The sequence below is a fragment of the Streptomyces hygroscopicus genome (assembly GCF_026168105.1).
Classification (GTDB): domain Bacteria; phylum Actinomycetota; class Actinomycetes; order Streptomycetales; family Streptomycetaceae; genus Streptomyces; species Streptomyces hygroscopicus_D.
Window position 1 is genome coordinate 1 of record NZ_LBMW01000096.1, and the last position, 11,555, is coordinate 11,555.

Annotated in this window: 2 protein-coding genes and 1 pseudogene; all 3 read right to left on the reverse strand. The window is 71.8% G+C overall.

The features are described from left to right. A partial coding sequence (locus AAW14_RS38480; protein ID WP_322741170.1) for a type I polyketide synthase occupies positions 1-1,997 on the reverse strand: 1,997 nt, incomplete at its 3' end. Positions 1,998-2,034: 37 nt separating this feature from the next. After that, a pseudogene (locus AAW14_RS38485) lies at positions 2,035-7,473 on the reverse strand (SDR family NAD(P)-dependent oxidoreductase); the annotation flags it as partial. Positions 7,474-7,535: 62 nt separating this feature from the next. Beyond that, positions 7,536-11,555, reverse strand: a 4,020-nt coding sequence (locus AAW14_RS38490) for a type I polyketide synthase (protein ID WP_265569125.1), incomplete at its 5' end; no start/stop codon positions are given.

Here is an 11,555-nt window from a genome sequence, read left to right on the forward strand (position 1 = left end):
GCCGCGTCCGGAAGCGACAGCACCCCGGCCACATGCGCGGCCGCAACCTCACCCACCGAGTGCCCCGCCACAAAGTCCGGCCGAACACCCCACGATTCCAGCAACCGGAACAACGCCACCTCGATCGCGAACAGCGCCGGCTGCGTGCACCCGGTCTCGTGCAACGTCTCGGCATCGACATCGAGCGGCGCGTCCAGATACGCACACACCTGGTCGTACGCCTCCGCGAACACCGGGAACGCCGCATACAGCTCCCGGCCCATCCCCAGACGCTGCGAACCCTGACCCGAGAACAGGAAACCCACCTTGCCCCCGGACCGCGCCACCCCCTGGACCACGGAAGCCGACGGGGAATCCGACACCAACGCCCTTACGGCCGCGGTGAGTTCCTCAAGGCTGTCCCCGACGACGACCGCGCGCCGGTCCCAGGTGGCTCGTGTCGTGGCCAGGGAGAAGGCGACGTCGGCCGGCGACAGCCCGGGGTCGTCCTCCACAAAGGACAGCAGGCGCTCAGCCTGGCCCCGCAGCGACGTCTCACTCTTTGCCGAGAGCACCCATGCCAGCGGGCCGGTGGCCGGGGTGCCGACGGGCTCCTCGGCCGAATCCTCCTCAGCGGGGGCCTGCTCGATGATCGCGTGCGCGTTGGTGCCGCTGACGCCGAAGGACGACACGGCCGCGCGGCGGGGATGGTCCGTCTCCGGCCACCGCACCGCCTCGGTGAGCAGCCGGACGCCACCTGCCGACCAGTCGACCTGCGGGGTGGGTTCGTCCACGTGCAGCGTCTGGGGGAGGACGCCGTTGCGGATCGCCATCACCATCTTGATCACACCGGCGACACCGGAAGCCGCCTGCGTATGGCCGAAGTTGGACTTGATCGAGCCCAGCCACAGGGGCTGGTCCCCGGAGTGCTCCTGACCGTACGTGGCGAGCAGCGCCTCCGCCTCGATCGGGTCGCCGAGGGTGGTGGCCGTGCCGTGCGCCTCGACGACGTCGACCTGTGAGGCGGTCAGCCGGGCGTTCTCCAGGGCCTGTCGGATCACCCGCTCCTGCGAGGGCCCGTTCGGCGCGGTCAGGCCGTTGGATGCGCCGTCCTGGTTGACGGCGCTGCCACGTACGACGGCGAGCACCTCGTGGCCGTTGCGGCGGGCGTCGGACAACCGCTCCAGCAGGAGCACGCCGACACCCTCGGACATCGCCGTGCCGTCGGCGGAAGCGGAGAAGGCGCGGCAGCGGCCGTCCGGGGACAGGCCGCGCTGGGCGCCGAACGCGATGAAGGTGTTCGGCGTGGCCATCACGGTCACACCGCCGGCCAGCGCCAGCGAGCACTCGCCGCGGCGCAGCGCCTCGGCGGCCAGGTGCAGGGCCACCAGCGAGGACGAGCAGGCCGTGTCCACGGTGACAGCCGGGCCTTCGAGGCCGAAGACATAGGAGATCCGGCCGGAGACCACGGCGGCGGTGTTCGCGGTGACGAGGTGGGCCTCGATGTCCGCGTCCCCCTGCTGCTGGAGGTAGGCGTGGTCCTGGCCGTTGGTGCCGACGAACACCCCGGTGCGGGTGCCGCGCGCGACGGCCGGGTCGATGCCCGCGCGCTCGAAGGCCTCCCACGAGGTCTCCAGCAGCAGCCGCTGCTGCGGGTCCATGACCAGGGCCTCGCGGGGAGAGATCCCGAAGAACGCGGGGTCGAACTCGGCGGCGTCGTGGAGGAATCCGCCATCGCGCACATACGTCTTGCCCGTGCGTCCGGGTTCGGGGTCGTGGATGGCGTCCAGGTCCCAGCCGCGGTCGGCGGGGAACGCCGTTATGGCGTCGCCGCCCGAGGACACCAGCTCCCACAGGTCCTCGGCCGAGCCGACCCCGCCCGGGTACCGGCAGGACATCCCGACGATGGCGATGGGCTCGGTGTCCTTCGCCTCCAACTCTCCCAGCTGCCGACGGGTGTGGCGCAGGTCCACCATCACGCGCTTGAGGTAATCCCTGAGCTTGTCGTCGTTCGACATGTGTTTCACGTCCTCGCTAGCAGTGCGTGATGAAGAGTCAAAGGGAGCCGAGTTCACGGTCGATGAGGTCGAACATCTCGTCGTCCGTGGCGGCGTCGATGTGGTCGAGGTCGAGGTCCGGACCGTCGTGTTCGGCGGTCGCCGCCGTTTCCCGTCGCGTGTCGGTCCACTTCCACAGCAGTGACTTGAGCCGGGCGGTGACCTTGTCCCGTACCGCGTCCTCCACAACGAGCGCGCCGAGTTGTTCCTCCAACCGGTCCAGTTCCTCCAGTACCGGCGAGGTCTCGGCGGTCAGATCCAGGACCAGGTCCTTGTGCAGCAGCCGGGCAATGGCGACCGGGGTGGGGTGGTCGAAGACCAGGGTGGGCTTGAGTCGAAGCCCCGTCGCGGCGTTGAGCCGGTTGCGCAGTTCCACGCTGGTCAGGGAGTCGAAGCCGATGTCCCGGAAGGCGATGGTGGGTTCGATCCGGGCCGGGGTGGAAAGGCCCAGGGTGGCGGCGGCCTGGTTGCGCACCAGGTCCAGCAGCACCTTCTCCTGGTCGGCCTCCGGCATCCCGGCCAGCCCTCGGGCCAGGAAGGCGGGGGTGCGCCCGGCGGCCGCGGTCTCCTCGGAAGTGCCCCCGGTGTCCGGCACGAGGCCCCGGAAGACCGCCGGCATCATGCCGGTACGGGCCATGGCGCGCAGTCCCGGGAAGTCCACTCGGACCGGCACGATCGCCGGCCGGTCCAGGCCGAGGGCGACATCGAAGAGCGCCAGCCCTTCCGCGGAGGTGAACGGCACCACGCCGGCCCGGCTCATCCGCTTGCGGTCGACGTCGGTGATCCGGTCGCCCATGCCGCCGTTGTCGGTCCACAGGCCCCACGCCAGGGAGGTACCGGGCAGGCCCTCGGCACGGCGCTGTCGCGCCAGTCCGTCCAGAAAGGCGTTGGCGGCCGCGTAGTTGGCCGCTCCGGCGCTGCCCAGAACCCCGGCGAGGGAGGAGAAGAGGAGGAACGCGGAGAGGTCCAGGTCCTTGGTCAGCTCGTGCAGGTGCAGTGCCCCGTCGACCTTCGGCCGCAGCACGGTGTCCAGGCGTTCCGGGGTCAGCGCGGTGATCACGCCGTCATCGAGCACCGCCGCCGCATGCACCACGGCCACGAGCGGGTGCTCGGCCGGGATCGAGTCCAGCAGCGCGCCCAGGGCGTCGCGGTCCGCGATGTCACAGGCGGCTACGTCGACATGCGCCCCCAACTCGGCCATTGTCGCGGTGAATTCGGTGATTCCTTCGGCGGCGGGGCCACGGCGGCTGGCCAGCAGCAGCCTGCGCGCTCCGCGTTCCATGACGAGGTGACGTGCGAGCGACAGACCTAGTCCGCCGGATGCGCCGGTGACCAGTACCGTCCCCTCGGGATCCCAGGCGCCTGCGGTGGGCTCCTCGGGCGGAGTGATCCTCTCCAGGCGGGGAAGGAACAGTTTGTCGCCGCGCACCGCTCCCTGCGGTTCGTCGAGAGCGGCGAGTGCCGCGAGCGCGGGGCCGACGCCGTCGGTGTCCGCGTCGACCAACAGCAGCCGGCCCGGGTGTTCGGCCTGGGCCGACTTCACCATTCCTGACACCGCGACGTGCGCGAGGTCCAGTACCTCCCCGTCCAGGGCGACGGCTCCCCGCGTCATCACCACGAGCCGCGCGTCGGCGAACCGCTCGTCGCCGACCCACTCCTGAATGACCGGCAGGACGTCGGTCAGCAACTGCCGTGTTGCACCGGCGACTTCGCCCCGCGTCGGGGCGCAGGGCAGGAGTACATGGGTTGGCGCCTGCGCACCGTCGTCCAGCGACTGGCGGAGCGCCTCGATGTGGTAGGGGCCGTCGCCGCCGAGGACCACCCACTCGGAGTCGGTGGAAGGAGTGGCCGGGACGGCGTGTTCCACCCAGTCGACCTCGAACATCCAGTCCTGGCCTGCCACACGCCCGGCCAGTACGTGCTGCGGTGACACCGGCCGTGTCCGGACGGACGCCACGGAGGCGACCGGAGCGCCGTCGAGGTCGGCGAGCTCAACCGCCACGGCGTCGCCGCCGGCGGGCCGGACCCGTACGCGCACGGTCGTGGCTCCCGGGGCGAGCACCGAGATGCCGCTCCAGGCGTCGGGCAGAAGCACCTTGCCGGGCTCTCCGGCACCGGCCGACTCAAGGAGTTCCAGGGCCGCTTCGAGCAGTACGGGGTGCAGGGTGTAGCGGTCCGCTCCTTGCCGCTCGGCGGGCGGCAGTGCGGCCTCGGCGTACAGCTCGTCCCCTGCGCGCCAGGCGGCACGCAGGCTCCCGTGGTCGGCCACCGCCACTGGCTCGGCGCCGGTCGGCGGCCAGATCACCATGTAGGAGGCGTCCCCCGGAACATGGTCGGTGAGTTCTCCGGCGGCGTGGCAGACCCACGGCGCCTCGCCGCCGTCGGAGGCCCGGCTGTAGATCCGTACCGACCGCCGGCCGGTGTCGGCGCCGTCCTCGCCCGCCCCGATCCGCACCTGCACGCGGACCGCGCCCTGTTGGGCCAGTACGAGCGGAGCCGCCACGTCCAGCTGCTCCAGGTGCGGGAACCCTGCCTGCCGACCCGCGCACAGGGCGAGTTCCACGAACGCGGTCTCCGGAAGGACCGGCACCCCACCGACCGTACGCGCCACGGTCCAGGGCGCGTCGGCCGAGGACAGCCGGCCGGTGAACAGGACGTCGTGTCCCCCGGCCGTCTCCACGACCGCGCCGAGCAGTGGGTGGTCGGAGGAGTCCAGACCTGCCGATGACACGTCGAGCGCCGACGATCCCTGCAGCCAGTAGCGTTCACGCTGGAAGGCGTAGGTGGGCAGGTCGGCTGTCCGCGCGCCGGGGAAGAACGCGTGCCAGTCCGGGGAGGCGCCGTGCACGTGCAGCTCGGCGACGGCGGTGACGACGGCCTGTGGCTCGGGACGTTCAGCACGAAGCACCGGGACGGTGAACGCGTCCTCCACACAGCCTTGGGCAAGCGCACTCAGTACACCGCCGGGGCCGATCTCCACGAAGGTGGTCACACCCGACTCGTGCAAAGTCCGCACAGCGTCGGCGAAACGCACCGCCTCGCGGACATGACGCACCCAGTACTCGGCCGTGCAAGGCTCCGCCAGCCGCCCCGTCAGGGTCGAAACCAAGGGAATCGTGGGCTCATTGAACGTCAGCCCGCGGACAGCCGCGCGGAACTCCTCCAGCATCGGATCCATCAGCGGCGAGTGGAAGGCGTGACTCACCTTCAGCCGGGAGGTCCTACGCCCCTGCTGCGCGAACGCTTCCGCGATCGCCAGCACGGCCTCCTCGGCACCGGAAATCACCACGGACTCCGGACCGTTGACCGCCGCGATACCCACCTCAACGGTGAGGTGCGGCAGCACCTCCTCCTCGGTGGCCTGCAGGGCGACCATCGCCCCGCCTGCGGGCAGGGCCTGCATCAGCCGGGCGCGGGCAGAGACCAGCTTCGCCGCATCCGGAAGCGACAGCACCCCGGCCACATACGCGGCCGCGACCTCACCCACCGAGTGACCCGCCACATAATCCGGCCGAACACCCCACGACTCCAGCAACCGGAACAACGCCACCTCGATCGCGAACAACGCGGGCTGCGTGCACCCGGTCTGATGCAACTCCTCCGCGTCGACATCGACCGGCGCGTCCAGCAGCGCACACACCTCGTCGTACGCCTCCGCGAACACCGGGAACGCCGCATACAACTCCCGTCCCATCCCCAGACGCTGCGAACCCTGACCCGAGAACAGGAAACCGGTCTTGCCCCCGGCCGGGCGCCCCACCACCACGTTCGCCGACGGAGTGCCCGCGGCCAAGTCCCCCAGACCACGCACAAGCTCCTCACCGCTCTCCCCCACCACCACAGCCCGGTGCTCCAGCGCCGACCGCGTCGTGGCCAGCGAGAACCCCACATCGATCGGCGACACCTCACCATCGATGAAGGACAGCAGCTTGGCCGCCTGCGCCCGCAACGCCTCATCACCCTTCGCCGACAGCACCCACGGCACCACCGAGGTCCGTGCCCGCGAAGGCTCCTCGGCCGGGGGCTCATCGGGCGAGCCCTCGGCAGGCTCCTCCACCGCCTGCTCGATGACGACGTGGGCGTTGGTACCGCTGATGCCGAACGAGGAGATCCCGGCCCGGCGCGGGTGGTCCGACTCCGGCCAGTCGACCGGCTCGGTCAGCAGCTCGACGGCTCCGGCCGACCAGTCGACCTGTGTGGTGGGCTCGTCCACGTGCAGGGTCCGCGGCAGAACTCCGTGCAGCATCGCCAGGACCATCTTGATCACACCGGCAACACCGGCAGCCGCCTGCGTATGGCCGATGTTCGACTTCAACGACCCCAGCCACAACGGCCGTTCCGCCGACCGCTCCTGACCGTACGTCGCCAGCAGGGCCTGCGCCTCGATCGGGTCGCCGAGGGTGGTGCCCGTACCGTGTGCCTCGACGGCGTCCACGTCGGCGGGCGAGAGGCCGGCGGAGGCCAGTGCCTGGAGGATCACGCGCTGCTGCGAAGGGCCGTTGGGGGCGGTCAGGCCGTTCGTCGCGCCGTCCTGGTTCACCGCGCTGCCCCGGACGACCGCGAGCACCTCATGGCCCAGGCGCCGGGCGTCCCGCAGACGTTCCACCAGCAGCATGCCGACGCCCTCGGACCACGACGCGCCGTCCGCTGCCGCAGCGAAGGACTTGCAGCGGCCGTCGGGGGCGAGCCCGCGCTGGCGGCTGAACTCCACGAACGCGCTCGGGCCCGCCATGACCGTCGCGCCGCCGGCGAGCGCCATCGAGCACTCGCCGTTGCGCAGCGACTGAACGGCCAGGTGCAGGGCCACCAGCGACGACGAGCACGCCGTATCGACCGTGACCGCCGGGCCCTCGAAGCCGAGGGTGTAGGCGATCCGTCCGGAGGCGACGCTGCCGGAGTTGCCGGTGCTGAGGAGCCCTTCGACGCCCTCGGGGAGGCTCCCCGGCACGAAGCCGTAGTCGTGGTACATCAGGCCCGCGAAGACGCCGGTGCGGCTCCCCTTGAGCGTGGCCGGGTCGATGCCCGCGTGCTCGAACGCCTCCCATGCGGTCTCCAGCAGCAGTCGCTGCTGCGGGTCCATCGCGAGCGCCTCACGCGGTGAGATCCCGAAGAAGGCCGCGTCGAAGTCGGCCGCGTCGTGCAGGAATCCGCCCTGCCTGGTGTAGACCTTGCCGGGCCGTTCGGGGTCGGGGTCGTAGAGCCTGTCGGTGTCCCAGCCGCGGTTGTCGGGGAAGTCCGAGATCGCGTCCCCGCCCCCGGCCAGCAGCCGCCACAGACCGTCCGGGGAGTCGACGCCGCCGGGGAACCGGCAGCTCATTCCCACGATGGCGATGGGCTCCTGGTCCCGGGCCTCCAGCTCGCGTACGCGCCGCCGGGCCTGGCGCAGGTCAGTGGTGGCCCGCCTGAGGTAGTCCCGGAGCTTGTCTTCGTTCATCATCTGGTGTTGCCCGCCCCTTTTTGGCCTGCTTGTGACCTGTGCAGTTCAGGAGATGCCGAGGTTCAGGAGATGCCGAGTTCGTCGTCGAGCAGCTCGTACAGCTCCTCGTCGCTCGCCGAGCTGAGGTCGTCCTCGTCCTCGGCTGCGCCCGCGCCCGGCGGAGCGGCCGGCTCGTTCCCGTTCCAGCGGGAGAGCAGGGCCTGGAGACGCATATCGATCTTGGTTCGGGTGGTGTTGTCCGCGTCCGCTCCGGCGATGTCGAGGGCGGAGGCGAGGCGGTCGATGCCGTCGAACACGGACGCCGTGCCGCCTCCCGTGCCGCCGGGGAGGTCCTTGAACACCCGCTGCGCGAGGAGCGCAGGCGTCGGGTGGTCGAAGACCAGCGTGGCGGGCAGCCGCAGACCGGTGGCCTTGTTGAGGCGGTTGCGCAGTTCCACGGCGGTCAGCGAGTCGAAGCCCAGGTCGCCGAAGATCTGGTCGGGCTGGACGGATGCGGCCGAGCTGTGCCCGAGGACGGCGGCGGCCTCGGATCGGACCAGATCCAGCACGGCCGCTTCGCGCTCGTTCTCGGCCAGGTCCGCGATCCGCTGCGCCGGCGGTACGGTCGCGGTCCGGTCCATACGCCGCGGCCGGCCGCCGACGAGCGATCCGAGCAGCGGTGGCACCGGGGCGGTCGCGTTCCGCAACGCGGCGAGGTCGAGACGTGCCGCGACCACCAGTGGCCGCTCCGACGCGAGGGCGGCGTCGAAGAGTTCCAGCCCGTCCTCGTCGGTCAGCGGCAGTACGCCTCCGCGGGCGAGCCGGGTGCGGTCCGCTCCGGCGAGGTCGCCGGTCATCGTGCTGGTCCGCCGCCACAGTCCCCACGGCAGCGAAAGCGCGGGGAGTCCTTGTGCGCGACGCCGCCTGGCGAAGGCGTCGAGGAAGGCGTTGGCGGCGGCGTAGTTGGCCTGGCCGGGGGTGCCGAGAGTGCCCGCGAGCGAGGAGAAGACCACGAACGCCGAGAGATCGCCCGTCAGTTCGTGCAGGTTGAGCACGGCGTCGACCTTCGGGCGCAGCACCGTTTCCAGCCGTTCCGGAGTGAGCGAACCGATCACGCCGTCGTCCAGGACACCGGCCGAGTGCACCACGGCGGTCACCGTCGTCCCGGCCAGGGCCTCCGCGAGGGCGTCGCGGTCGGCCGCGTCGCAGGCTGCCCAGCGCACTTCGGCGCCCGCAGCGGTCAGTTCAGCCTGGAGATCCGCCGCGCCGTCGGCGTCCGCGCCGCGTCGGCTCATCAGCAGCAGGCTGCGAACTCCGTGCCGGTCGACCAGGTGCCGGGCGACCAGGCCGCCCAAGGCACCCGACGCGCCGGTGAGCAGGACGGTGCCGCCGCCGAAGTCCACTGTCGTCTGGGCGGTTTCGGCGGTGGCTCTGGCGAGCCGGGGCATCAGCAGTGCGTCGCCGCGCAGGGCCGCCTGCGGCTCCCCGGACGAGACGAGCCGGGGGACGACCGCAGTCGTGACCTCGTCCCAGTCGGTGTCCCCGTCGGTGTCGAGGAGGACGATCCAATCCGGGTTCTCCGACTGTGCCGAGCGTACGAGGCCCCACACGGCCGCGTGTGCGGGATCGTCGCCGGGGTCGGCGGCGTCCCGGGTCACCAGCACCAGGGGCGCGGCCCGGTCCTCGGCCAGCCACCACTGCACCAGGGCGAGCACTTCGGCCAGGACGTCCCGGACGCGTTCGGCGTCCGTGCCCGAACCGACCGGGCAGGGTACGACGACGGCGTCCACGTCCGATCCGGTCCCCGCATCGGCCGCGGACATGAGGGAGGCGATGTCGTCAAAGACCTGTACGAGCAGGCCGGTTGCCGCTTCGGAGGTTGCGGTGAGCGGTGACCACTCCACGGTGAACAAGGAGTCCCGGGAGCTCGTACGGAGCTGGTCCGCGGACACCGGACGCAGCGTCAGCGACTCCACCGAGACGACTGGCCGTCCTGTGTCGTCGGTGGCCTCCAGTCGCATCGCGTCCCCGTCGGCGGCCGACAGCCGTACCCGCAGGGCGGTGGCTCCGGTCGCGTGCACGGTGACCCGGGACCACGCGAAGGGCAGCAGCGGACCGACGGCCGCCGGCACGAGCCCGCCCGCGCCCAGCGCGTGCAGTGCGGAGTCCAGCAGCGCCGGGTGCACGCCGAACGAGCCCGCGTCCGCGCCCGTTGCCTCGGGGACGGCCAGTTCGGCGTAGACGGCGTCGTTGCCGCGCCAGACCGCACGCAGCCCCTGGAACAACGGCCCGTAGCTCAGGCCGAGTCCCGCCAGGCGGTCGTAGAAGCCGTCGAGCTCGACCGGTGACGCTTCGGCCGGAGGCCAGACGGCCGGGCCCGTCTCGGGCCGGTGCCCGCCGGTGGCGAGGGTGCCGACGGCGTTGCGGACCCACGGGCCGTCCTCGCTGCGGGAGTGCACGCTCAGTGGCCGACGGCCCGCCTCGTCCGGGGCGCCTATCAGGACCTGCAGGGCGATGTCTCCGCGCTCGGGCAGCACCAGCGGTGCCTGCAGGGTCAGTTCCTCGACCAGTTCACAGCCGGTCTCGGCGGCGGCGTGGGCGGCCAGTTCCACGAAGGCCGTTCCCGGCAGCAGCACCGCGCCGAGCACCGCGTGGTCGGCGAGCCAGGGCTGGGTCTGCAGCGACAGCACACCGGTCAGCAAGTGGCCCCCGATGTCGGGAAGTTCCACTGCCGCACCCAGGAACGGGTGGTCGGCGGATTCCAGTCCGGCGGCCCGTACGTCGCCGGCCGCCGCGCCGGCCTCGAGCCAGTACCGCTCGTGCCGGAAGGCGTACGTGGGCAGGTCGACGGCGCGGGCACCCGGCAGGTCGGCGTCCCAGTCGACGGCGACGCCGTGCACATGGGCCTGCGCCAGCGACAACAGCAGCCGGTGCCGGCCGCCGTCGCCGCGACGCAGCGTCGGTACGACCGCGGCCTCTGCCTCCGCGGCCTCGATGGCGTCCTCAATGCCCGCCAGCTGCACGGGATGCGGGCTGACTTCGACGAACACGTCATGCCCGTCGGCCAGCAGGGAGCCGATGGCGTCGTGGAAGCGCACCGTCTGCCGCATGTTGCGGTACCAGTAGCCGGAGCCGAGCTCACCCGCGTCGAGCCTCCCGCCGGTCACCGTGGAGTAGAACGGCACGGTGCCGGGGCGGGCGACGACGCCGGCGAATCCTTCCGTGGCCTCGGCCTCGACCTGCTCGATCTGCGGCGAGTGCGCGGCGTAGTCCACGGCAACCTTGCGGGCCCGGATGCCCTGCTTCTTGCAGTGCGCGAGCAGTTCGTCCAGGGCGTCGGTCTCGCCCGAGACCACCACGGTGCCCGGCCCGTTGACGGCGCCGATGCCGAGCCGGCCGGCCCACTGGCCGACGAGCTCCCGTGTTTCCCTTTCCGGGAGTGTCACCCAGGCCATGCCGCCCAGGCCCTGGAGTTCACGGACCGCCAGGCTGCGCCGCGCCACGACGCGTGCCCCGTCCTCCAGGGAGATCGCTCCGACGACTACGGCTGCGGAGATCTCACCCTGGGAGTGTCCGACGACTGCGGCAGGAGTGACGCCGAAGGAGCGCCACACCTCGGACAGTGCGACCGTCATCGCCCACAGCACGGGCTGCAGCACGTCGACGCGGTCCTGTTCCACGTCGGACTCGCCGCGCAGGACGGCGGTCAGCGACCAGTCCACGTGCGGGGCGAGAGCGCGTTCGCAGTCGGCGATGCGGTTCCGGAAGACGGCGGAGCTCTCCAGGAGTTCGGCAGCCATGCCCAGCCACTGCGAGCCCTGCCCGGGGAAGACGAAGACGGCCTTGCCGCCGGTGCGTGCGGTGCCGGTGACGACCTGGGACGGCGTGGCGCCGTCCACGACTGCGGCCAGCCCCTGCCGGAACTCCTCGGGGGTCTCCGCGACCACCACGGCGCGGTGGTCGAAGGCCGCCCTGGTGGTGGCCAGCGAGTACGCCACGTCGGCCGGCGCGGCTTCGGCGCCCTCGGCGTCCATGAAGGACAGCAGCCGGGCCGCTTGCGCGCGCAGCGCCGCCTCGCTCTTCGCCGAGAGCACCCACGGCAG